We start from the raw sequence: 21,407 nt of genomic DNA, 5'->3' as shown, positions 1-21,407 counted from the left end.
CGAAAGCGCATTATGGTTCCACAATGCGCTAGAAGAGGACGGTCGCGAAGCTCGCGACCTGCGTGAACCCGATCCGGTCGTAGGTGCGGCGGGCGGGCGTGTTGAAGCCGTTGACGTAGAGGCTGGAGATCCGGCCGAGCGCGGTGAGCCGCTCGACGACGGCCGCGGTCCCGACCGTGCCGAGGCCCTCGCCGCGGCGCGCCGGGTGCACCCACACGCCCTGGATCTGCCCGACCCGCGCGGACATCGCGCCTATCTCGGCCTTGAACACGACCTCGCCGTTCTCGTCGAAGCGGGCGAACGCCCGGCCGGCGGAGATCAGCTCGGAGACCCGCGCGCGGTAGCCCGCGCCGCCGTCGCCGGCCCGGGGGTCGACGCCGACCTCCTCGGTGAACATCGCGATCGCGGCCGGCAGGTACCGGTCGATCTCCTCCGGCCGCACGGGGCGGACCTGCGGGTCCGGCGCGATCCGCGGCGGGCCGGCCAGGACCATCAGCGGCTGGTCGGCGCGCACCTCGCGGGCGGGCGCCCAGTTCGGGGCGAGCTCCTCCCACAGCGGCAGGACGAGCTCGGCGCGCCCGACGAGCGACGAGCAGGAGCGGCCGTGCCGGCGGGCGCGGTCGGCGAAGGCGCGGATGGCCCCGCGCTGCCCGCGCAGCGGGACGAGGTTGGCACCGGAGAAGCAGAGGCCCTCGAGCCGGGAGCCCGACGCCCAGATCTCGCCGCCGAGCCGCCAGGGGTCGAGCCCGGCCGCCTCGACCCGCGCCGCGACCATGCACGACGCCACCGGGTCGGCCTCCAGGGCAGCGCGGACGCCCCCGCGGTCCCGATCATCGAGCAACCGAGCCCCGGCGACCCTCAGCACCCCTCTACGGTGCCACACGCGGGGCGTGCTGCCTACGCCAGGATCACCGGTCCGATCACCGGCGCGGTCACCGCCGCTCCGCAGGACGTTCATCCGGCGCTCACCCCACGGTCACCGACGGCTCGCCGGCGCCCTCCTCCATCGTCTCGGCGATCTTCATCGCCTCCTCGATCAGGGTCTCGACGATCGCGTGCTCGGGCACGGTCTTGATGACCTCGCCCTTGACGAAGATCTGGCCCTTGCCGTTGCCGGACGCCACGCCGAGGTCGGCCTCGCGGGCCTCGCCCGGACCGTTGACCACGCAGCCCATGACGGCGACGCGCAGCGGCACCTCCATGCCGGTGAGCCCGGCGGTGACCTCGTCGGCCAGCTTGTAGACGTCCACCTGGGCGCGCCCGCACGAGGGGCAGGAGACGATCTCCAGGCGGCGCGGCTTGAGGTTCAGCGACTCGAGGATCTGCCGGCCGACCTTGACCTCCTGCACCGGCGGGGCCGAGAGCGACACCCGGATGGTGTCGCCGATGCCCCGCGAGAGCAGCGCGCCGAACGCGACGGCCGACTTGATCGTGCCCTGGAACTCCGGCCCGGCCTCGGTGACGCCGAGGTGCAGCGGGTAGTCGCACTGCTCGGCCAGCAGCTCGTAGGCCCGGACCATGACGACCGGGTCGTTGTGCTTGACCGAGATCTTGATGTCGTGGAAGTCGTGCTCGGCGAACAGGCTCGCCTCCCACATCGCCGACTCGGCCAGCGCCTCCGGGGTGGCCTTGCCGTACTTCTGCAGCAGCCGCTTGTCCAGCGAGCCCGCGTTGACGCCGATCCGGATCGGGGTGCCGTGGTCCTTGGCGGCCCTGGCGATCTCCTTGACCTGGTCGTCGAACTTCCGGATGTTGCCCGGGTTCACGCGCACGGCCGCGCAGCCGGCCTCGATCGCGGCGAAGACGTACTTCGGCTGGAAGTGGATGTCCGCGATCACCGGGATCTGCGCCTTGCGGGCGATCGCGGGCAGCGCGTCGGCGTCGTCCTGGCTCGGGCAGGCGACGCGCACGATGTCGCAGCCCGTGGCGGTCAGCTCGGCGATCTGCTGCAGGGTGGAGTTGACGTCGGAGGTCAGGGTGGTGGTCATCGACTGCACCGAGATGGGGTGCTCGCTGCCGACCCCGACCGTCCCGACCATCAGCTGCCGCGTCGGACGGCGCGGCGCCAGGGTGGGAGCGGGGGTCGAGGGCATGCCCAGGGAGACGCTCACGACCCCCAGTATGCGCCTGTCCGGGGCGCGGATCGCTGTGACCCGGGTCCGTCACCCGTTGTTCAACTCTGGGCGTCGACCGCCGCGGTCAGCAGCGACGTCAAGCTCGGGTTCACCGCCAACAGGTCCGTCGGCACGATGCCCAGCTCGTGGGGCTCCCCCGTAGGCAGGTGCACGGCGTACCGCGCGCTGGACCCCTCGGCGAGGACGAGGTGCTCGTCCAGCCCGCCGGGTTCGCGGACCGCCTGGTTGTGCTCCACGAGCCCGCCGGTGCCGAACACCCGCAGGCCGTTCGCCTCGAACCCGTCCGTCGCGCGCAGCAGCCACAGGAACGCCCGCGGCGGCGCGGCCCCGAACAGCGCGATGCACTCCGCGGCGAGGGTCACGACCTCGGCCTCGGACGCGCCGGGGCGCAGCGACTCCCCGCACTCGACGGCCAGCGCCTGCAGCCGCGCCAGGATCACGTCCGGCCCTGGTTCTCCTGGGCGTCCTGCAGGGTCGACGAGTGCGGCAGCCAGGTGGCCAGCTCGACCGGCCAGCCGTCCGCCTCCAGCACCCGGACGACGGCGGGGTCGTCGTCGATCACCGACGCGATCTCGCGGCGGTCGGAGAGCAGGCGCAGGACCTCGCGCTTCATCATCCGGGCCGGCCGGTAGTCGTCGTCCTCCCGCATGAAGAGCGGGCCGGTGGGCAGACCGTGCTCGGCGAGCCAGCGCTCGGTGAGCCGCCGGTTCCGCTCCGGCCGCCCGGTGAGGTAGACGACGTCGTGGGAGGACTGGGCGGCCCGCAGCCGGTCCGCACCCTCCTCGAGCAGCGGGTCGACGTCCGCCGCCGCGAAGAACCGCTCCCAGCGCTGCGGCCGGGCGCGCAGGTGGTGCAGGCGGTGCGTGACGTCGGCCAGGACGCCGTCGATGTCGAAGACGGCCAGAGGGCGGGCTCCGTTCCGGGTCACAGCACGATCACCGGCCCAGTATCGCCGGTGATCGTGATCTCAGCTCAGCCGGACCGGGTTGATGACGTCCGCCACGAACACCAGCGCGCTCCAGCCGATGAAGATCAGCGCGACGGTCATGGCCACCGGCATGAGCTTGGCCGCGTCGACCGGTCCGGGGTCGGGCTTGCCGCGCAGCATCGCCAGCCGCCGCCGGATCGCCTCCCAGATGGCCGGGAAGATCTGGCCGCCGTCGAGCGGCGGGATCGGCAGCAGGTTGAACAGGAACAGCGAGATGTTGACCAGCGCCAGCAGCGACAGGAACGCGGAGATCTCCTGGCCCGGCGGGGCGTCGCTGGCGAGGATCTGACCGCCGATGCGGGAGGCGCCCACGATCCCGACCGGCGAGTCCTGGTCGCGCTCCTCGCCGAGGAAGACCGCGCCGAACAGGTTCGGCACGCGCTGCGGCATCTCGACGAGCTTCTGCCCGACCTGGCCCACGATGTCGACCATCGTGGTGCCGACGGCGTCGATCCCCTGGCGCTGGACCTCGCGCAACGGCGAGAGGCCGAGGAAGCTGGCCTGTTCGGTCCGCTGCGGGTCGTCGAGGTCCGGCAGCTCGGTGGTGATCAGCGTCGGGGTGAGCGTGACCTGCTGCCCGCCCCGGTCGACGACGACGGTGACGGTGCCGCTCGCCCTCCGGATGGCGGCCTGCAGGTCCTCCCACCGCTCGAACGGCCGCCCGTCGAACGACACGATCCGGTCGCCGGCCTGGAAGCCCGCGGCCGCGGCCGGGGTGAGCGGCGCGTCGGGCGGGCAGGTGTCGGTCTGCGTGGCCGTGGCGGGCAGGACGCACTGGCTGACCGTGCTCACGGTGAGCGTGGAGGTCATCTGCCCGAAGCCCATCAGCACGATTGCGAACAGCACGACCGCGAGGATCAGGTTCATGATCGGCCCGGCGGCCATCACGATGATCCGCTTCCACGGGCGGCGGGTGTAGAACTGCCGGTCCGCGTCCTCCGGCCCGACGTCGGCCATCGAGGCCTGCCGGGCGTCGTCGATCAGGCCCTGGAACGGGCCGGTGCGCCGGCTGCGCCCGTACACCTCGCCCTTGGCGGGCGGGAGCATGCCGATCATCCGGACGTAGCCGCCGAGCGGGACGGCCTTCACGCCGAACTCGGTCTCGCCGACCTTCCGCGACCAGACGGTCTTCCCGAAGCCCACGAAGAACTCGGGGACCTTGATGCCGAACCACTTCGCCGTGGCGAAGTGGCCGAGCTCGTGCCAGGCGACCGAGAAGAGGATGCCCAGGAAGAAGACGACGATCCCGACGATCGTCCACACAATGGTCATTCCGCCTCCGCGGGAAGCACTACGTGGGCGGGGGTCACCGCACCCGCTCCTGCGCGTGGGCCCGCGCCCACTCCTCTGCCGCCAGGACGTCCGCCACGGTAGCGGGGTCGCCCGACCAGGCGTCGGCGGCCGCCAGCACGCGCTCGAGCTCGTCGGTGATGGCGGTGTAGCCGATCCGCCCGGCCACGAACGCCGCCACCAGCTCCTCGTTGGCCGCGTTGAACACCGCGGGCAGGCACCCGCCGGTCTCCCCCGCCGCGCGGGCCAGCCGGACGCCCGGGAAGGCCTCGTGGTCGAGCGGCTCGAAGGTCCAGCTCTGCGCGGTGTCCCAGGTGCACTGCGGGGCCGCGCCGGGCACCCGGTCCGGCCAGCCGAGCGCGAGCGCGATCGGCAGCCGCATGTCCGGCGGGCTGGCCTGGGCGATCGTGGCGCCGTCGGCGAACGTGACCATGGAGTGCACGATCGACTGCGGGTGCACCACGACGTCGATCCGGTCGTAGGGCACGTCGAAGAGCAGGTGCGCCTCGATCAGCTCCAGGCCCTTGTTGACGAGCGTGGCCGAGTTGATCGTGACGACCGGGCCCATGTCCCAGGTCGGGTGCTTGAGGGCGTCCTCGACGGACACGTGCTCGAGATCGCGGCGCGGCCGCCCGCGGAACGGCCCGCCCGACGCCGTGAGCACCAGCCGGGCGACCTCCTCCCGGCTGCCCCCGCGCAGGCACTGCGCCAGCGCGGAGTGCTCGGAGTCGACCGGCACGAGCTGCCCGGGACCTCCGTTCTCCCGAGCCGCGTCGAGCACCAGCGGCCCGCCCGCGACCAGCGACTCCTTGTTGGCCAGCGCGAGCACCGCGCCCGAGCGCAGGGCCGAGAGGGTGGGCCCGAGGCCACGCGATCCGGTGATGCCGTTGAGCACGACGTCGACCGGGGTGGACTCCACCAGCTCGGCGGCCGCGCCCGGCCCGTCGAGCACCTCGACGCCGGGGACCTCCTCGCGCAGCCGGGCCGCGGCGGCCGGGTCGGCCACGGCGACGCGGCCCACCCCGGTGGCCTTGACCTGCGACGCGAGCAGCCCGACGTCGCCGCCGCCGGCAGCGAGGCCGGCCACGGTGAACCGGCCGGCCGCCTTGTCGACGACCTCCAGGGCCTGGGTCCCGATCGAGCCGGTCGAGCCCAGGACCAGCACCGACCGCGGGGGGTTCGCGTTCATCACCGCCCATCATCCCCGGCGCGGTGTTGTGCGACGATGAGGCCCGCACGACACGTGCCCACGCGGACACAGGAGGAACTCATGGCGAGCAGCTCCCGCGAGCTGGCGAAGGTCGACCCCGCGGACGAGCCCTCGGCCGAGTGGGGCTGGCACGGCACCTTCCCGAAGGCCATCCCGACGGCCGGTGTCGTCGTGGCGATCCTGCTGTGCCTGATCCTCATCGGCCACCACGCGAGCTGGACGGAGATCCTCTACGCCGTCGTGCCCGCCGTGGTGATCCTGCTGGCCGTGATCGTCGGGACCCTCCGCAAGCGCAACGACTGGCGGCGCTGAGCCACCGGCCGGTCCGGTGGCGGGGGACGCGGTCGAGCTGGAGGTCGGGGACCGCACGGTCCGGCTCTCCAGTCCCGAGCGCGTGTACTTCGCCGCCCGGGGCGAGACCAAGCTGGACCTCGCCCGCTACTACATCGCCGTCGGGGACGGGATCGTCCGCGCCCTGCGCGAGCGGCCCTGCATGCTGCACCGCTTCCCCACCGGCACCGACGGCGAGAAGGTGCACCAGAAGCGCCTGCCGCGCGGGGCCCCGGACTGGGTGCGCACCGTGCGCGTGCACTTCCCGCGCTACAACCGGCACGCGGACGAGCTGTGCGTGACGCATCCCGCGGACGTCGTGTGGGCCGTGCAGATGTCGACCGTCGAGTTCCACCCCTGGAACTCCCGCGCCGCCGACACCGAGTCGCCGGACGAGTGGCGCATCGACCTGGACCCGATGCCCGATGCGTCGTACGCCGACGTCCGGCGGGTCGCGCACGTCGCCCGCGAGGTGCTCGACGAGCTGGGGGCCACGGGCTACCCCAAGACGTCGGGCGGCAAGGGGATGCACGTCTACGTGCGGATCCCGCCGGAGCACGGGTTCGCCGAGGTGCGCCGGGCCGCGCACGCCTTCGCCCGCGAGGTGGAGCGGCGCTGCTCGATCGTCGACCTGAGCTGGTGGCGCAAGGACCGCGACCCCAAGTCGATCTTCGTCGACTACAACCAGAACGCCCGCGACCACACCATCGCCTCGGCGTACTCGGTGCGCGGCACCCCGGAGGGCCGGGTGTCCACCCCGATCCGGTGGGACGAGATCGACTCGGCCGAGCCCGGGGACTTCACCATCGCCACCGTCCCGGCCCGGTTCGCCGAGCTCGGGGACCTGCACGCCGGCATCGACGACGACCCCTTCCGCATCGAGCCGCTGCTGGAGTGGGCTGACCGGGACGCGCGGGACTCGGGGACGGACGTGCCGGACCTCGACGACCTGTGAGCGGCGACTGCCCCGGGAGGGGCACGTGCCACGCACGACCCCGGATGACCTGCGGAGTCAGAAGGCCGCCGCCCGCAGCCGCGCGAACTCCTCGGTGAGCGTGGCGCGCGACCAGTGGGCGTTGAGGCCGCTGGGGTTGGGCAGCACCCAGATCCGCGTGCCGCCGAGCGTGGGCTCCTGCGCCCCGACGAGGGCGCCGCGGTCGGCGAAGGCCGTGCGGTAGGCCCCCAGCCCGACGACGGCGAGCCAGGTCGGGCGCAGCCGCTCCACCAGCGCGCGCAGCACCTCGCCGCCCTCGAGCAGCTCGGCGTCCGTCAGCTCGTCCGCCCGGGCGGTCGGCCGGGCGGCCATGTTGGTGATGCCGAGGCCCCAGCCCGGCAGCTCCCCCTGCTCGTCCGGGCGCAGCCGCCGGGGCGTGAACCCGGCGTCGTGCAGCACCGGCCAGAAGCGGTTGCCGGGCCGGGCGAAGTGGTGCCCGGTGGCGGCCGAGACGAGGCCGGGGTTGATGCCGCAGAAGAGCACCCGCAGGGCCGGATCGTCCGGGCCCGGCAGGACGTCCGGGAGCAGGCGCTCCCGTGCGGCCTCCAGTTCGGCCGCGGTCGGCATCGCCATGGGCTCATCATCGCCGCAGGCGGGGGGGCGCGCACCTGGACCCGGGAGGAAGGGCCCGTTCGGGCGGTCCGACCGGTCAGGAGAGGTTGCGGGCGATGCGCTGCAGGACCGCGATCGTGGCGCGGTACTCGTCGTCGCCGATGCCGTCGGTGATGCGCGCGCGGTGGTCGCGGACGGCGGCGACCAACCGGCCGCGGGCGGCGGCGCCCGCGGGGGTGATCGTGACGCGTCCGGCCGCCTCCTGCACCCAGCCCTTGGCCCGCAGCTGGTCGAGGACCATGCGGATCTCGGGTCCGGTGCCCCGGAAGGGCGCCAGGGACGCGTCGAGCGCGGCGGCGGTGTCGGCGCCGCCGGCGATCGCGTTGAGCGTCTGCCAGTGGCGGCGGCCGATCCCCTCGCCGGCGAGGGTGCGGTCGAGCGACGACTCGATCAGCCGGTCGACGTGTTTGAGCCACCAGCCGATCGGCTTGTCGGCCGAGTGGTCGCAGCCGGGCCCGTGCACGTGTCCGGGCCGGTCGTGGGCGGTGTCCACGGGATCAAGGATGCCCTCTCCCTGCCCGGCTGACCAGCGGCGACGCCGGGACGCGCCGGTCAGCCGCTCGCCAGCACCTCGGCGAGGTCGAAGGAGACGGGCCGCTCGAGCTGCTCGTAGGTGCACGACTCCGGCTCCCGGTCGGGCCGCCAGCGGACGAACTGGGCGGTGTGCCGGAAGCGCGCGCCCTCCATGTAGTCGTAGCGGACCTCGACGACCCGCTCGGGCCGCAGCGGGGTGAACGACAGGTCCTTGCCCGCGTTCCACCGGCTGGTCTCGTTCTTGCGCGGGGTCCGCTCCCCGTCCAGGTGCGCCGCCCAGTTCCAGGGGTGCCCCTCGAACTCCGTGACCAGCGGCTGGAGCTCGGTGAACAGCGACCTCCGGGTCGCCATCGGGAACGCCCCGACCACGCCGACGGACGCGAGCACGCCCCGGTCGTCGAACAGCCCGAGCAGGAGCGATCCGATCGCGTCGGGCCCGGACTTGTGCACCCGGTAGCCGGCGACCACGCAGTCGCAGGTGCGCTCGTGCTTGATCTTGGTCATCACCCGCTTGTCGGGCTGGTAGGTCTGGTCGGGCTTCTTGGCGATCAGCCCGTCGAGCCCCGCGCCCTCGAACTGCTCGAACCAGCGGCGCGCCTCGTCCGTGTCGCGGGTCAGCGGGGTGAGGTGGACCGGCGGCTGCGCCTTCGCGAGCACCTCCTCCAGCCGGGCGCGCCGCACCTCGAAAGGCTCCTCGGTGAGGTCCTCGTCGCCGATCGCGAGCAGGTCGAACGCGATGAAACGTGCCGGGGTCTGCTCGGACAGCAGCTTCACCCGGCTCGCCGCGGGGTGGACGCGCTGCTGGAGGGCCTCGAAGTCCAGCGTGTTGCGCCCGGTGTCGGCCACGACGATCTCGCCGTCGATCACCGCACGCTCCGGGAAGTTGGCCAGCACCGCCTCGACGACCTCGGGGAAGTACCGGGTCATGGGCCGCTCGTTGCGGCTGCCGATCTCGACCTCGTCGCCGTCGCGGAAGACGATCGACCGGAAGCCGTCCCACTTCGGCTCGTACAGCTGACCGGGCGGGATGTCCTTGACGGGCTTGGCCAGCATCGGCGCGACGGGCGGCATCACGGGCAGGTCCACACGGTCCAGTGTGTCGTGCGGCGGGGTCGGAGGCGAGCGGACTCCCTCCGAGGTGTTCCCGCAGCTCACCCGCGGTCGTGCGGGGCAGTTACCCCCTGGGGCCGGTTGCCGCTCACGGGCAGCCGCAGGAGTCGCGGTGCACGAACCGGGGGATGAGCCGGGTGGTCACGGGCTCGGCGGCGGGGTCGGCCATGCGGCGCAGCAGCAGCCGCACCGCCTCCCGCCCCATCTCCGCGAAGGGCTGCGCGACGACGGTGAGCCGCGGGGCGAAGAGGTCGGCCCAGGGGAAGTCGTCGAAGCAGGCCAGCGCGACGTCTCGCGGCACGTCGACCCCCGCCTCCCGGAAGGCCTGCATCGCCCCGATCGTCATCGAGTTGTTGCCGGTGATCACCGCCGTGGGCGGGTGGGCCTTGGCGAGCAGGGCGTGCACGGCGACGCGGGCCGGCTCCTCGGCCGAGTGCCCGTCGACCAGCAGCTCCGGATCCCGGTCGAGGCCCGCGCGGCGCAGCCCGAGCCGGTAGCCCTCGATCCGCTCGACCGTCGTCTGCAGCCCGGGGTGGCCCGCGACCAGCGCCACCCGGGTGTGCCCGCGCCCGGCGAGGTGGGCGACCAGGCCCGCGACCGCCTCGACGTTCTCGCTGCCGACCTGGTCCATCCGGTCGTCGATCAGCCGGTCGACGAGCACCGTCGGGACGCCGCGGGCGGCCAGGTACTCCAGCGCCGCGCCCGGCCGGGCGGAGGGCGCGAACAGCACGCCGTCGACCCGCCGGGCGTGCAGCCGCCGGATCACGGTGTCCTCGTAGTCCGGGTCCTCGTGCGGGTCGACGAGCAGCAGCGTGTAGCCCTGCCGCGCGGCCTCGGCCTCGATGGCGTGGATCAGCTCGCCCAGGAACGGGTTGGAGATCGCCGACAGCGCGAGGCCGATCGTGGTGGTGCGGGCGGTGGCGAGCGACTGCGCCACGGAGTTGGGGGTGTAGTCCGCGGCGCGGACGGCGTCGAGCACCAGGGCCCGCGTCTCGGGGCGGACGGCGCGGGTCCCGTTGAGGACGTGCGACACCGTCGCGATCGACACCCCGGCCAGCCGCGCCACGTCGGCCATCGTCGCCACGCGCACCTCCCGCTCCACCGGCCCCCGGGCCCGCTTGCGGCCCACGCGACGTGAGCCGCGTCACCCGATGCATGGAACCATATGACGTAAGCGGTTGCGCAAGCGCTTAACTTCCCCTTACCGTGCTTTCCGTCGTGACATGGAACACGTCCGGTGCGGGGTCTGCTCGACGGGGAGCCCGCGAAGACAGTCGGTCCCACCGCGGTCCACCGGGACGGCCCCACGGGCCGTCCGCCGCGACGGGGCGGACGACGGCGACCGATCAGGAGGGCATCGTGGCCCCACCCCACAGGAGATCCGACCGACCGCCCCGTCGCACCCCGGGCCGTCTCCGGCTCGCCCGGTCGGGGCCCCTCGCCCTGCTCGCCGCACTCGCGCTCGCCCTCTCCGGCTGCGCGGGCGCCGGTGACCTCGGCGGCGGGGGCGACGGCCAGCGCACGATCACGATCGCGATCGTGTCCAACCCGCAGATGCAGGACGCCATCCAGCTCTCGCCGCAGTTCGAGGCCGAGAACCCCGGCATCCGGCTGAAGTTCGTGAGCCTGTCGGAGAACGAGGCCCGCGCCAAGATCACGGCGTCGGTCGCGACCAGCGGCGGTGAGTTCGACGCGGTCATGATCTCGAACTACGAGACGCCGCAGTGGGCCGCCAACGGCTGGCTCGTCGACCTCGACCCGCTGATGGCCCGCAGCCCGGGCTACGACGAGGACGACTTCATCCCCGCCGTCCGCGGAGCCCTCTCCGGCCCCGACGGGCACATGTACTCCGTGCCGTTCTACGGCGAGTCGTCCTTCCTGATGTACCGCAAGGACCTCTTCGAGCAGGCCGGGATCACCATGCCGGCGCAGCCGACGTGGCAGGACATCGCTGCCGCGGCCCAGAAGCTGGACAACCCGGACACGGGCATGTCGGGGATCTGCCTGCGCGGCAAGCCCGGCTGGGGTGAGGTCATGGCGCCGTTCGACACCGTCGCCAACACCTTCGGCGCCCGCTGGTACGACCCGCAGTGGAACGCCCAGCTCACCTCGCCGCAGTTCCGCCAGGCCGCGAACTTCTACGTCGACCTGGTCCGCCAGTACGGCGAACCCGGCGCCGCGACCAGCGGGTTCAGCGAGTGCGGCACGCAGTTCAGCCAGGGCAACGCAGCCATGTGGTACGACGCCACGGTCGCCGCGGGCATCGTCGAGAACCCGGAGGAGAGCCGGGTCGCCGGCAAGGTCGGCTACGCGCCGGCCCCGATCGTGGAGAAGCCCGACGCGGGCTGGCTCTACGCCTGGTCGCTCGCCATCCCGAAGACCTCGGACGAGAAGGGCAGCACCGAGGACACCTGGAAGTTCCTGTCCTGGATGACGAGCAAGGAGTACGGGGCCATGGTCGGCCAGCAGCTCGGGTGGGAGCACGTGCCGCCGGGGGCCCGGCAGTCGACCTACCAGATCCCGGAGTACGTCGAGGCGTCGAAGGCCTACGCGCAGCAGACGCTCGACGCCATCGCGACGGCCGACCAGAAGAATCCGACCGTCGAGCCGGTGCCCTACACCGGCATCCAGTTCCTCGCGATCCCCGAGTTCCAGGACCTGGGGACGCGGGTCAGCCAGCAGCTGTCGGCGGCCATCGCCGGCCAGCAGACGGCCGACGAGGCGCTCGACCAGGCCCAGGTCTACGCCGAGACCGTCGGCGAGTCCTACCAGCGACAGGGGGCCGGACAATGACCGTCACCGCCGAACGGCCCGCGGAGCTCACGCCCCGCCGACCGGACCGCGGACCGGGATCGCGGGCCGACGGGTGGATCCGCCGTGCCCCGCTGCTGCCGGCGCTGGTCTTCACGATCATCGTCACGCAGCTGCCGTTCCTGTTCACGATCTACTACTCGCTGCAGTCCTGGAACCTGGTGCGTCCGGGCAGCCGGCAGTTCGTGGGCCTGGACAACTACATCCTGGTGTTCACGGACAGCCAGTTCCGCCAGGTCGCCCTCAACACGGTGCTGCTCACCGCGGGCGCCGTGCTGTTCTCGCTGCTCCTGGGCCTGCTGTTCGCCCTGCTCCTGGACCGGGCCTTCTTCGGCCGGGGGTTCATCCGCACGCTGCTGATCACGCCGTTCCTCATCACGCCGGTCGCGGCCGCGCTGCTGTGGAAGACGGTCCTGTTCGACCCGACCTACGGCCTCATCAACTTCGTGCTCTCGCCCTTCGGCGCGGGCGACACGGACTGGATCTCGACGTTCCCGCTGACCTCGGTGATGATCGCCCTGGTCTGGCAGTGGACGCCGTTCATGATGCTGCTGATCCTCGCGGGCCTGCAGAGCCAGCCGCACGACGTGCTGGAGGCGGCCCGGGTGGACGGCGCCAACGCCTGGGGCGTCTTCCGCGAGGTGACGATCCCGCACCTGCGCCGGTTCATCGAGCTGGGCATCGTGCTCGGCGCGATCTACCTCATCAACACGTTCGACGCCATCTACATGATGACCCAGGGCGGCCCGGGCACCGCCAGCGCGAACCTGCCCTTCTACATCTACCAGCGCGCGTTCCTGGGCTTCGACATCGGACAGTCCGCCGCGATGGGCGTGGTCGTCGTGGTCGCCACGATCATCGTCGCCACGTTCGCCCTGCGGTTGATCTTCCGCAGCTTCTCCGGAGGAGAGGAGACGTGATGGCCGCCCCCACCGCCGAACGCGCGCCCGCCGCGCGCACCGAGCAGCTCGCCCCCGCGAAGAAGGGGCGGGTCGGCTCGACCCTGCTGGCCGTGCTGGCCTGGATCGTCGGCATCGGGTTCTTCTTCCCGATCCTCTGGATGGTCCTCACGGCCTTCAAGCAGGAGACCGACGCCTACACGTCGCCGCCGACGCTGTTCTTCACGCCGACGCTGGACCAGTTCCGCGCGGTGTTCGACGCCGGCATCGGCCCGTACCTGCTCAACTCGCTGTTCGCCACGGTCGTCTCGACGATCCTGGTGCTGGCGCTGGCCACGCCCGCGGCCTACGCGGTGTCGCTGCGCCCGGTGAAGAAGGTCCAGGACGTCCTGTTCTTCTTCATCTCCACGAAGATGCTCCCGGTCGTGGCGGCGATCGTGCCGATCTACGTCGTCGTCAACAACCTCGGGATGCTCGACAACATCTGGACGCTGATCATCCTCTACACGGCCATGAACCTGCCGATCGCCGTGTGGATGATGCGGTCGTTCTTCCAGGAGGTCCCGAAGGAGCTCCTGGAGGCGGCGAGCATGGACGGGGCCTCGCTCGCGCGATCGCTGCGCGAGGTCGTGCTCCCGGTCATCTCCCCCGGCATGGCGGCCACCGCACTGATCTGCGTGATCTTCGCGTGGAACGAGTTCTTCTTCGCCGTCAACCTCACGGCCGCGCGGGCCGCGACGGTGCCGGTGTTCCTCGTCGGGTTCATCACCTCCGAGGGGCTGTACTTCGCCAAGCTGTGCGCCGCGGCCACCCTGGCCGCGCTGCCCGTCGTCATCGCCGGGTGGATCGCCCAGAACAAGCTCGTCCAGGGCCTCTCCTTCGGAGCCGTGAAGTGACCGGGGCCAGTCCAGTGAAGGAGGCCCGTCGTGGCTGAAGTCGTGTTCGACCAGGCGTCCCGGATCTACACGGCCGGGGCCAAGCCCGCCGTCAACCGGCTGGACCTGGAGATCGAGGACGGCGAGTTCGTCGTCCTCGTGGGTCCGTCCGGTTCCGGCAAGTCCACCGCCCTGCGCATGCTCGCCGGCCTCGAGGAGATCGACGGCGGTCAGATCCGGATCGGCGGCCGGAACATGGTCGGGGTGCCGTCGCGGGACCGGGACATCGCCATGGTGTTCCAGAACTACGCGCTGTACCCGAACAAGACCGTCGGCGAGAACATGGCGTTCCCGCTGAAGATGCGGGGGGTGCCCAAGGAGGAGCGGGCCTCGAAGGTGCGCGCGGCCGCGGACATCCTCGGGCTGTCGGAGTACCTCGACCGCAAGCCGCGGGCGCTGTCCGGCGGCCAGCGGCAGCGCGTCGCGATGGGGCGCGCGATCGTCCGGGAGCCGCAGGTCTTCCTCATGGACGAGCCGCTGTCCAACCTCGACGCGAAGATGCGGGTGGCCACCCGCACGGAGATCGCGGCGATGCAGCGGCGGCTCGGCGTCACCACCGTCTACGTCACCCACGACCAGGTCGAGGCGATGACGATGGGCGACCGGGTGGCGCTGCTCAAGGACGGGCAGCTGCAGCAGTTCGCCACGCCCGCGGAGCTCTACGACCAGCCGGCCAACGCCTTCGTGGCCGGGTTCATCGGCTCGCCGGCGATGAACCTGTTCACGCTGCCGGTGACCGACGACGGCGTGCGGATGGGGTCCTCGGACCTGGCGCTCCCGCGGGCCCTGCGGTCCCGCATCTCCGAGGCCGGGCTGTCGACCGTGCAGCTCGGCATCCGCCCGGAGCAGTGGAGCGTCGGGGCCGACGGGGACGGGTCCGGGTCCGGGATCAAGGCCCAGGTCGACGTCGTCGAGGAGCTGGGGAGCGAGGCGTTCCTCTACGCCCACCTCGACGACGGCGAGCAGACCCCGGTCGTCGTCCGGAGCAGCGGGCGGTCCGGGGCGCGGCGGGGCGACCAGATCACCCTCACGCCCACCAGCGAGGACCTGCACCTCTTCGACCCGTCCACCGGCGAGCGCGTCTGACCCTGTGAGTGGCGATAGTCGCTATAGCGGCTATCGCCACTCACGAGGCCTGGGCTGCACGAACGGCACTGTCGCTCATTCCTGGTGAGCGAGAGTGCCGTTCGCTCCGCGGTCAGGTGCGGGCGGTGGCGGCGAGCTGGCCGCAGGCGGCGTCGATCTCCTGGCCGCGGGTGTCGCGGACCGTGCAGGAGACCCCGGCGGCCTGCACCCGGCGCACGAACTCGCGCTCGACGGGCTTGGGGCTCGCGTCCCACTCGCTGCCCGGGGTGGGGTTGAGCGGGATGAGGTTGACGTGTACGCGCTTGGTGCCGATCCGCTGGCGCAGGAGCTTCCCGAGCAGGTCGGCGCGCCAGGGCTGGTCGTTCACGTCCCGGATCAGGGCGTACTCGATGCTGATCCGACGCCCGGTCGTCTGCGCGTACCGGCGCCCGGCGTCGAGGACCTCGGCGACCTTCCAGCGGTTGTTGACGGGCACGAGGGTGTCGCGCAGCTCGTCGTCCGGGGTGTGCAGGGAGATCGCCAGGGTGACCGGCAGCCCCTCCTGTGCGAGCTTGTCGATGGCCGGGACGAGCCCGACGGTCGACACGGTGACCCCGCGCGGGGAGATGCCGAGGCCGTTCGGGGCGGGCTCGGTGATCCGGCGCAGCGCGGCGACGACCCGCCTGTAGTTCGCGAGCGGCTCGCCCATGCCCATGAACACGATGTTCGACAGCCGCCGGGGCTCGCCCAGCGCGCCCTCCTGCGCCTTCCGGGCGGCCTGCCGCACCTGGTCGACGATCTCGGCGGTGGACAGGTTCCGCTGCAGCCCGCCCTGGCCCGTGGCGCAGAAGGGGCAGGCCATGCCGCAGCCGGCCTGACTGGAGATGCAGACCGTCGTGCGGTCCGGGTAGCCCATGAGGACGGACTCGGCGAGCGTGCCGTCGTGGCCCTTCCACAGGGTCTTGCGGGTCTGCCCCGCGTCGCACACCTGCTCGGTCACGGTCTCGACCAGCGGTGGCAACAGCGCCCCGAGCTGCGCGCGAGCGGCGGCCGGCAGGTCGCTCATCTCGCCGAGATCGGCGGTCAGCCTGCCGAAGTAGTGCCGCGCCAGCTGGTCGGCCCGGAACCCGGGCAGGCCGAGCTCCGTCACCGCCGCCTTGCGCTCGGCGGGATCGAGGTCGGCGAGGTGGCGGGGCGGGATCGCGCGCTTCGGCGCGTCGAAGACCAGGGGCAGGGAAGTCGACATGGCCCTTCCAGTGTGCCATCCGCTGCCGCGGGGCCGGTCCGCCCGTGACGGGGGACGCCCTGTGGCCGGGTCAGCGGCCGACGCGCGCGCGCAGCTCGTCGACCATCCCGAGCCGCCACACGCCGGCGAGCCACAGCACCACGGCCCCGCCGATGCCGACCACGCCCAGCGGCAGCGCCGCGCCTCCCGAGTTCAGCGCGAGCAGCGACCCGACGGCGCCGAGCACGACCAGCAGGCCCCCGACGGCGAGCAACGACCGTTCCCCGAGCAGCGTCGAGAGCGAGCAGAGCCCCGCTCCGACCACCACGGCCCCGACGGGCACCGTCAGCTCGCCCCAGCCCTGCCCGATCAGTGGCAGGCCGACGCCCACCACGACCAGCACCACCCCGACCACGACGGCGAGCCGCAGCACACGTGCCCGCAGCCCGCGGTCGAGGCGTGCGGCGAGGCCCTGCCGGCGCCGGACCGTGAGGAACAACCAGCCCGTGAGCAGCAGACCCGCCGCCATGACCAGCGTCCCGCCGCCCGCGCCGAAGCCGAGCGAGCCCGCGACCCAGCCCGCGCCGCCCAGCAGGATCTCCAGCTGCGGCAGGGGGATGCCGGAGGCGGTGCGCACGGTTCGGCTCATGCCGCCACGGTAGCGAGACCGTCACCCGGCCGTGTCGGCCAGGGCGCTCCTCGTGCTCGCACAGCGCGGTCTCAGCCGGGTCATGCCAGGGTTTCGCACACCACCACGAAGCCGGCCGAGCCTTCCGAGGAGCTCCGATGCCCGACGACCACGCCGCACCGACCACTCCCGCCCTCTCCCGACGCGCCGCCGTCGCCGGCGCGGGTGCCGCCGCCGTCGGGATCGGGCTCCTGGCCGCCGGCTGCTCCAGCGGCGACTCCGGCAGTGGGAGTGGGAGCGGGGGCGGCGCGACGACCGGGAGCAGCGCCGCGCCGTCGGCCTCCGCCGGGACCGCCCTGGGTCCGGCGTCGAGCGTCCCGGTGGGCAGCGCGGCGCTGTTCGCGGACCAGAAGGTGATCGTCACCCAGCCGACCGCGGGCACCTACGAGGGCTTCTCGTCGACCTGCCCGCACCAGGGGTGCACGGTGTCCGAGGTGCAGGGCGCCGCGCTGGTCTGCCCGTGCCACGGCAGCACCTTCGGCCTCGACGGCCAGGTGCAGAAGGGGCCGGCCACCCGGGGCCTGACGCCGCAGAACGTCACGGTCTCCGGGGACCGGATCACGCTGGCCTGAGTCGGCCCGGGTCAGCGCGCGGTGATGATCCCGGCCGGCCTGCGACGGGTGTGCAGGCGGTAGCCGACGGGGATGCCGAGGCCGGTCGTCTCCGCGATCGCGCGCGTGGCGGTCGCGGGTGCGAACTCGATCCGCAGCACGGCCTCGAGGGTCTCCCGGTCCGGGAAGCGCCAGGTCGACGTGACGCGCTCCTGCGTGAAGCCCTGCCGCGCGAAGAACCGCTCGACGGCGGCGGGGTCGTAGCGGGGCAGGTCCGCGCGCAGCCAGTCGCCGTAGGGCGGGACGGTGAAGTCGAGGTCGACGATCGCGAGCACGCCGCCCGGCCGGAGCACCCGGTCGGCCTCGGCCAGCCCGGGCTCGCAGCCCTCGCCGAAGAAGTAGGCGGTGCGGGCGTGCACGACGTCGGCGCACGCGTCGGGCAGCGGGAGCGTCTCCGCTCCCCCGCGCAGCACCTCGTACCTGCGCCGCCGGGCGCGCTCGACCAGGGGCGGGTGCGGTTCGACGCCGACGACCGAGCGGGCCTCCTCCGCGAAGTGCGGCAGGTGGAAGCCGTCCCCGCAGCCGACGTCGACGACGTCGAGCCCCGCCCACGGCGCCGCGGCGCGTAGGGCCGCCCAGAGCACGCCGTCGGCGTCCTGCGCGCGGTTCTCGCGCTCGTACACGTCCGGCCAGTGCCAGATGTTGGGGCTGGGGATCGCGGGGCCGGTCTTCACCTGCCCGCCGAAGCCCTTGTACCTCATGCGGTCATCCGGGGCGGCACCCTCGACGCGGAGTTCCTCATGCGACGGGGACGAAGACGCTCAGCAGCGCCCACGAGACGAACGCGGCGGGGAGCATCGAGTCCAACCGGTCCATCAGGCCGCCGTGCCCGGGCAGCAGCGTGCCCATGTCCTTGATGCCGAGGTCGCGCTTGATCATCGACTCGGTGAGGTCGCCGAGCGTGGCCGTGACGACCAGGACCGCGCCGAGGATCGCGCCGAGCCACCACGCGCCGTCGAGCAGCAGGAGGACGGACAGCGCGCCCGCAGCCATGCCGGCGAGCAGCGAGCCCCCGAAACCCTCCCAGGACTTCTTCGGGCTGATCCGCGGGGCCATCGGGTGTCGTCCGGCGACGACCCCGGCCGCGTACCCGCCGACGTCCGACGCGACGACGCAGATCATGAACGTCAGGACCCGGCCCACCCCGTCGTCCGGCAGCACGAGGAGCGTGCCGAAGGAGACGAAGAACGGCACGTAGGCGGCGCAGAAGATGCCGGCGCCGACGTCCCGCAGGAAGCCGTCCGCGGCGTTGGCGCCGCTCCCCCGCGCGCCGAAGCCCATCCGCCACAGCAGCGAGACCAGCACCGTGACGGCGAAGGCCACCGCGGACCCGCGCAGGCCGAACGGCCACGCCAGCCAGACCATGGCCTGGCCACCGAGCAGCAGGACCGGCAGCGGGACCTTGATCTGCTGGTGGCTGCGCCGGAAGGCCCCGGCGAGCTCCCAGGTGCCGACGGCGGTGGCCGCGGCCAGCACGATGACGAACGCCTGCCGCTGCACCAGCAGCGACGCCAGGATGACCGCCCCCAGCGACAGTCCGACGGCGATGGCCGCGACGAGGTTGCGGCCCAGCCGCGCCGAGCGCGGCGGCGGCGCCGACGGCGTGCCCGGCAGCCCCGACCCGGGCAGGTCCGAGGTCACCGGAGGCGTCCCGGCCGCATCGGGCGGGCGGCCGGGTTCGGCCTCGTGGTCGGTCACGTGGTCGGCCTGGTGGTCGGCACTGGACGAGGTGGTCACGGTCCTTCAGAGCTCGAGAAGCTCGGATTCCTTGTGCTTGACCAGCTCGTCGACCTGGTGGACGTACTTGTCGGTGACGCCCTGCAGCTCCTTCTCGGCGCGGGTCACCTCGTCCTCACCCGCCTCGCCCTCCTTGACGATGCGGTGCAGCTCGTCCATCGCCTTGCGGCGGAGGCTGCGGATGGTGACGCGCGCGTCCTCGCCCTTGCTGCGCGCGACCTTGACCATCTCGCGGCGCCGCTCCTCCGAGAGCTGGGGGATGATGCAGCGGATGATCTGGCCGTCGTTGCTCGGGTTCAGGCCCAGGTCCGAGTCCCGGATGGCCTTCTCCATGGCCTTGAGCTGGCTCGCGTCGTACGGCTTGATGACCGCCATCCGCGCCTCGGGGATCGACACCGAGGCGAGCTGGTTGAGCGGGGTGTAGGCGCCGTAGTAGTCCACGACGACCTTGGAGAACATCGCCGGGGTCGCCCGGCCGGTGCGCACGCTGGCCAGGTCGTCCTTGGCCACCTCGACTGCCTTCTCCATCTTCTCCTCGGCGTCGAAGAGGGTTTCGTCGATCACGGCTGCTCCCGGTGCGTTCTGGCGTGACGTTCTCAGGTCTCGGGCGTACTGACCAGCGTGCCGATCCTCTCACCCGCGACCGCGCGGGCGATGTTGCCCTCGGTCAGCAGGTTGAACACGATGATCGGCATCCGGTTGTCCATGCACAGGCTGAAAGCGGTGGCGTCGGCGACCTTGAGGCCGCGCTCGAGCACCTCGCGGTGGGTGATCTCGTGGAACATCTCGGCCGTCGGGTCGATCTTCGGGTCCGCGGTGTAGACCCCGTCGACACCCTTGGCCAGCAGCAGCGCCTCGCAGCCGATCTCGAGCGCGCGCTGCGCGCCGGCCGTGTCGGTGGAGAAGAAGGGCATGCCGACGCCCGCCCCGAAGATCACGACCCGGCCCTTCTCGAGATGCCGGATGGCCCGCCGGGGGATGTAGGCCTCGGCGACCTGCCCCATCGTGATCGCCGTCTGCACGCGGGTGTCGAGGTGGTGCTCGCGCTCCAGGAAGTCCTGCAGCGCGAGGCAGTTCATCACGGTGGCGAGCATGCCCATGTAGTCGGCGCGGGAGCGGTCCATCCCGCGCTGCTGCAGCTCGCTGCCGCGGAAGAAGTTGCCGCCCCCGATCACGACCGCGATCTGGGCGCCGCTCGCGACGACCTCCGCGATCTGCCGGGAGACGGTCTCCACGACCTTGGGATCGACGCCGAGCCCCCCGCCGCCGAACATCTCGCCGCCGAGCTTCAACAGCACGCGGCGGTACCCGCGGCGGATGGTGTTCTCGGCGTCGATCCCCTGGTCGGTCATGCTCAGGCCTGGCCGACCTCGAAGCGGACGAAGTCCTTGACGGTCACGCCGGCCTCGTCCAGCAGCGCCTTCACGGTCTTCTTGGAGTCCAGCACGGAGGCCTGCTCGAGGAGCACGACGTCCTTGTAGAAGCCCGTGATCCGGCCCTCGACGATGCGGTCGAGGATCTTCTCCGGCTTGCCCTCCTCGCGGGCGGTCGCCTCGGCGATCCGCTTCTCGTTCTCCACGACCTCGGCCGGGACCTGGTCGCGGGTGGTGAACTGCGGGCGCGCGGCGGCGATGTGCATCGCGACGTTGCGGGCGGCCTCCGCGTCCTCACCCTCGTACGCGACGAGCGCGCCGATGGCCGGCGGCAGGTCGTTCGAGCGGCGGTGCAGGTAGACCGCGACCGGGCCGTCGACGTGGATGTAGCGCTTGAGCTCGAGCTTCTCGCCGATCCGGGCGGAGAGCGCCTGGATCGCGTCGGCCACGGTGCCCCCGTCGAGCGGGGCCTTGGCCAGCGCCTCGACGTCCGCCGGCTTCTGCTCGACGGCCACGGCGAGGATCTTGGTGGCGAGGTCGACGAAGTCGTCGCTCTTCGCGACGAAGTCGGTCTCGCAGTTCAGCTCGACCATGGTGCCGCCCTCGGCGACGACCAGGCCGTTGGAGGTGGAGCGCTCGGCGCGCTTGCCGACGTCCTTCGCGCCCTTGATGCGGAGGAGCTCGACGGCCTTGTCGAAGTCGCCCTCGGACTCCTCGAGCGCCTTCTTGCAGTCCATCATCCCGGAGCCGGTGAGCTCACGGAGCCGCTTGACGTCGGCGGCGGTGTAGTTCGCCATCTCGGTGTCTTCTCGTCCTTCGCGGTACGGGTGGGGTCGGGGGCCGATCGGCGGCCGGGGCGC

24 protein-coding genes are annotated in these 21,407 nt (G+C 72.4%); 7 read left to right on the top strand and 17 right to left on the bottom strand.

All coding sequences use genetic code 11. The annotated features are described in order from the left end of the window. Positions 1-28: 28 nt before the first annotated feature. From AB0B41_RS26160 to dxr, 6 genes are all read right to left on the bottom strand, one after another. Positions 29-865, bottom strand: coding sequence for a GNAT family N-acetyltransferase (locus AB0B41_RS26160; RefSeq protein WP_358207801.1), 837 nt, complete (start codon positions 863-865; stop codon positions 29-31). Between the two features lie 100 nt (positions 866-965). Continuing rightward, on the bottom strand, positions 966-2,111 hold the full coding sequence (ispG, locus tag AB0B41_RS26155; protein WP_358207799.1) for a flavodoxin-dependent (E)-4-hydroxy-3-methylbut-2-enyl-diphosphate synthase: 1,146 nt from the start codon (positions 2,109-2,111) through the stop codon (positions 966-968). A gap of 62 nt (positions 2,112-2,173) precedes the next feature. After that, positions 2,174-2,575 carry a hypothetical protein gene (locus tag AB0B41_RS26150; RefSeq protein ID WP_358207797.1) on the bottom strand — a complete coding sequence of 134 codons (402 nt, stop codon included), beginning with the start codon at positions 2,573-2,575 and terminating at the stop codon, positions 2,174-2,176. Continuing rightward, positions 2,572-3,063 (bottom strand): hypothetical protein, encoded by a 492-nt coding sequence (locus AB0B41_RS26145; RefSeq protein WP_358207795.1) that lies wholly within the window; start codon positions 3,061-3,063, stop codon positions 2,572-2,574. The genes AB0B41_RS26150 and AB0B41_RS26145 overlap by 4 nt, the downstream gene beginning before the upstream one ends. Positions 3,064-3,102: 39 nt before the next feature. Beyond that, positions 3,103-4,395, bottom strand: coding sequence for a M50 family metallopeptidase (locus AB0B41_RS26140; protein ID WP_358207793.1), 1,293 nt, complete (start codon positions 4,393-4,395; stop codon positions 3,103-3,105). 34 nt (positions 4,396-4,429) lie between these two features. After that, positions 4,430-5,602, bottom strand: a complete 1,173-nt coding sequence (dxr, locus tag AB0B41_RS26135) for a 1-deoxy-D-xylulose-5-phosphate reductoisomerase (protein ID WP_358207791.1) — start codon at positions 5,600-5,602, stop codon at positions 4,430-4,432. An 81-nt stretch (positions 5,603-5,683) separates the two neighbouring features. Between dxr and AB0B41_RS26130 the strand changes: the two genes are divergently transcribed. Together AB0B41_RS26130 and ligD are read left to right on the top strand one after the other, a co-directional pair. Beyond that, positions 5,684-5,935, top strand: coding sequence for a DUF2631 domain-containing protein (locus AB0B41_RS26130; RefSeq protein WP_358207789.1), 252 nt, complete (start codon positions 5,684-5,686; stop codon positions 5,933-5,935). 16 nt (positions 5,936-5,951) lie between these two features. Further along, positions 5,952-6,908: a non-homologous end-joining DNA ligase gene (ligD, locus tag AB0B41_RS26125; RefSeq protein ID WP_358207787.1), complete on the top strand. Its 957-nt coding sequence runs from the start codon at positions 5,952-5,954 to the stop codon at positions 6,906-6,908. A 57-nt stretch (positions 6,909-6,965) separates the two neighbouring features. Here ligD and mug read toward each other — a convergent pair whose 3' ends face one another. The 4 genes from mug to AB0B41_RS26105 all read right to left on the bottom strand — a co-directional run bounded on the left by mug (position 6,966) and on the right by AB0B41_RS26105 (position 10,293). Further along, a complete protein-coding gene (gene mug, locus AB0B41_RS26120; RefSeq protein WP_358207785.1) occupies positions 6,966-7,520 on the bottom strand; it encodes a G/U mismatch-specific DNA glycosylase in 555 nt (184 codons plus the stop codon). Between the two features lie 76 nt (positions 7,521-7,596). Further along, complete coding sequence (locus tag AB0B41_RS26115) at positions 7,597-8,052, bottom strand: MarR family winged helix-turn-helix transcriptional regulator (protein WP_358207783.1); 456 nt, start codon at positions 8,050-8,052, stop codon at positions 7,597-7,599. Between the two features lie 59 nt (positions 8,053-8,111). Next, positions 8,112-9,179 (bottom strand): ATP-dependent DNA ligase, encoded by a 1,068-nt coding sequence (locus tag AB0B41_RS26110; RefSeq protein ID WP_358207781.1) that lies wholly within the window; start codon positions 9,177-9,179, stop codon positions 8,112-8,114. A gap of 112 nt (positions 9,180-9,291) precedes the next feature. Further along, a complete protein-coding gene (locus tag AB0B41_RS26105) occupies positions 9,292-10,293 on the bottom strand; it encodes a LacI family DNA-binding transcriptional regulator (RefSeq protein ID WP_358207779.1) in 1,002 nt (333 codons plus the stop codon). 353 nt (positions 10,294-10,646) lie between these two features. Here AB0B41_RS26105 and AB0B41_RS26100 point away from each other — a divergent pair, with 353 nt between their 5' ends. From AB0B41_RS26100 to ugpC, 4 genes are read left to right on the top strand one after another with little or no spacing between them, the layout of a single operon-like run. Then, positions 10,647-11,996 carry a sugar ABC transporter substrate-binding protein gene (locus AB0B41_RS26100; protein ID WP_358207843.1) on the top strand — a complete coding sequence of 450 codons (1,350 nt, stop codon included), beginning with the start codon at positions 10,647-10,649 and terminating at the stop codon, positions 11,994-11,996. Further along, positions 11,993-12,934, top strand: coding sequence for a sugar ABC transporter permease (locus tag AB0B41_RS26095; RefSeq protein WP_358207777.1), 942 nt, complete (start codon positions 11,993-11,995; stop codon positions 12,932-12,934). Before AB0B41_RS26100 ends, AB0B41_RS26095 begins: the two co-directional genes overlap by 4 nt. Further along, the gene (locus tag AB0B41_RS26090; protein ID WP_358207775.1) at positions 12,934-13,809 is read left to right on the top strand and encodes a carbohydrate ABC transporter permease; all 876 of its coding nucleotides are present in this window, start codon (positions 12,934-12,936) and stop codon (positions 13,807-13,809) included. The genes AB0B41_RS26095 and AB0B41_RS26090 overlap by 1 nt, the downstream gene beginning before the upstream one ends. Before the next feature lie 30 nt (positions 13,810-13,839). After that, positions 13,840-14,934: a sn-glycerol-3-phosphate ABC transporter ATP-binding protein UgpC gene (ugpC, locus tag AB0B41_RS26085; protein ID WP_358207773.1), complete on the top strand. Its 1,095-nt coding sequence runs from the start codon at positions 13,840-13,842 to the stop codon at positions 14,932-14,934. A 112-nt stretch (positions 14,935-15,046) separates the two neighbouring features. Here ugpC and rlmN read toward each other — a convergent pair whose 3' ends face one another. Beyond that, a complete protein-coding gene (gene rlmN, locus AB0B41_RS26080) occupies positions 15,047-16,159 on the bottom strand; it encodes a 23S rRNA (adenine(2503)-C(2))-methyltransferase RlmN (protein ID WP_358207771.1) in 1,113 nt (370 codons plus the stop codon). A gap of 70 nt (positions 16,160-16,229) precedes the next feature. Next, positions 16,230-16,787, bottom strand: coding sequence for a hypothetical protein (locus AB0B41_RS26075; RefSeq protein WP_358207769.1), 558 nt, complete (start codon positions 16,785-16,787; stop codon positions 16,230-16,232). 137 nt (positions 16,788-16,924) lie between these two features. Here AB0B41_RS26075 and AB0B41_RS26070 point away from each other — a divergent pair, with 137 nt between their 5' ends. After that, complete coding sequence (locus AB0B41_RS26070) at positions 16,925-17,398, top strand: Rieske (2Fe-2S) protein (RefSeq protein ID WP_358207767.1); 474 nt, start codon at positions 16,925-16,927, stop codon at positions 17,396-17,398. 11 nt (positions 17,399-17,409) lie between these two features. Here the strand turns inward: AB0B41_RS26070 and AB0B41_RS26065 are convergent, their stop codons facing one another. The 5 genes from AB0B41_RS26065 to tsf all read right to left on the bottom strand — a co-directional run bounded on the left by AB0B41_RS26065 (position 17,410) and on the right by tsf (position 21,344). Then, the gene (locus tag AB0B41_RS26065) at positions 17,410-18,138 is read right to left on the bottom strand and encodes a methyltransferase domain-containing protein (protein ID WP_358207765.1); all 729 of its coding nucleotides are present in this window, start codon (positions 18,136-18,138) and stop codon (positions 17,410-17,412) included. A 37-nt stretch (positions 18,139-18,175) separates the two neighbouring features. Continuing rightward, on the bottom strand, positions 18,176-19,066 hold the full coding sequence (locus AB0B41_RS26060) for a phosphatidate cytidylyltransferase (RefSeq protein ID WP_358207841.1): 891 nt from the start codon (positions 19,064-19,066) through the stop codon (positions 18,176-18,178). A gap of 114 nt (positions 19,067-19,180) precedes the next feature. Next, positions 19,181-19,738: a ribosome recycling factor gene (gene frr / locus AB0B41_RS26055; protein WP_037046992.1), complete on the bottom strand. Its 558-nt coding sequence runs from the start codon at positions 19,736-19,738 to the stop codon at positions 19,181-19,183. 32 nt (positions 19,739-19,770) lie between these two features. Then, the gene (gene pyrH, locus AB0B41_RS26050; protein WP_358207763.1) at positions 19,771-20,526 is read right to left on the bottom strand and encodes a UMP kinase; all 756 of its coding nucleotides are present in this window, start codon (positions 20,524-20,526) and stop codon (positions 19,771-19,773) included. A 2-nt stretch (positions 20,527-20,528) separates the two neighbouring features. Continuing rightward, positions 20,529-21,344, bottom strand: a complete 816-nt coding sequence (gene tsf / locus AB0B41_RS26045) for a translation elongation factor Ts (RefSeq protein ID WP_358207840.1) — start codon at positions 21,342-21,344, stop codon at positions 20,529-20,531. Between the last annotated feature and the right edge of the window lie 63 nt (positions 21,345-21,407).

This window comes from Pseudonocardia sp. NPDC049154, from assembly GCF_040648315.1.
Taxonomy (GTDB): domain Bacteria; phylum Actinomycetota; class Actinomycetes; order Mycobacteriales; family Pseudonocardiaceae; genus Pseudonocardia.
Note: the sequence above shows the minus strand (reverse complement) of the source record. Positions and strands in the feature narration are given on the sequence as shown.

Excerpts from the sequence above, each read along its gene's own strand:
- AB0B41_RS26140 (WP_358207793.1), bottom strand. The coding sequence starts at position 4,395 with ATGACCATTGTGTGGACGATCGTCGGGATCGTCGTCTTCTTCCTGGGC.
- dxr (WP_358207791.1), bottom strand. The coding sequence starts at position 5,602 with ATGAACGCGAACCCCCCGCGGTCGGTGCTGGTCCTGGGCTCGACCGGC.
- AB0B41_RS26130 (WP_358207789.1), top strand. The coding sequence starts at position 5,684 with ATGGCGAGCAGCTCCCGCGAGCTGGCGAAGGTCGACCCCGCGGACGAG.
- mug (WP_358207785.1), bottom strand. The coding sequence starts at position 7,520 with ATGGCGATGCCGACCGCGGCCGAACTGGAGGCCGCACGGGAGCGCCTG.
- AB0B41_RS26095 (WP_358207777.1), top strand. The coding sequence starts at position 11,993 with ATGACCGTCACCGCCGAACGGCCCGCGGAGCTCACGCCCCGCCGACCG.
- AB0B41_RS26090 (WP_358207775.1), top strand. The coding sequence starts at position 12,934 with ATGGCCGCCCCCACCGCCGAACGCGCGCCCGCCGCGCGCACCGAGCAG.
- rlmN (WP_358207771.1), bottom strand. The coding sequence starts at position 16,159 with ATGTCGACTTCCCTGCCCCTGGTCTTCGACGCGCCGAAGCGCGCGATC.
- AB0B41_RS26075 (WP_358207769.1), bottom strand. The coding sequence starts at position 16,787 with ATGAGCCGAACCGTGCGCACCGCCTCCGGCATCCCCCTGCCGCAGCTG.
- AB0B41_RS26070 (WP_358207767.1), top strand. The coding sequence starts at position 16,925 with ATGCCCGACGACCACGCCGCACCGACCACTCCCGCCCTCTCCCGACGC.
- AB0B41_RS26065 (WP_358207765.1), bottom strand. The coding sequence starts at position 18,138 with ATGAGGTACAAGGGCTTCGGCGGGCAGGTGAAGACCGGCCCCGCGATC.
- pyrH (WP_358207763.1), bottom strand. The coding sequence starts at position 20,526 with ATGACCGACCAGGGGATCGACGCCGAGAACACCATCCGCCGCGGGTAC.
- tsf (WP_358207840.1), bottom strand. The coding sequence starts at position 21,344 with ATGGCGAACTACACCGCCGCCGACGTCAAGCGGCTCCGTGAGCTCACC.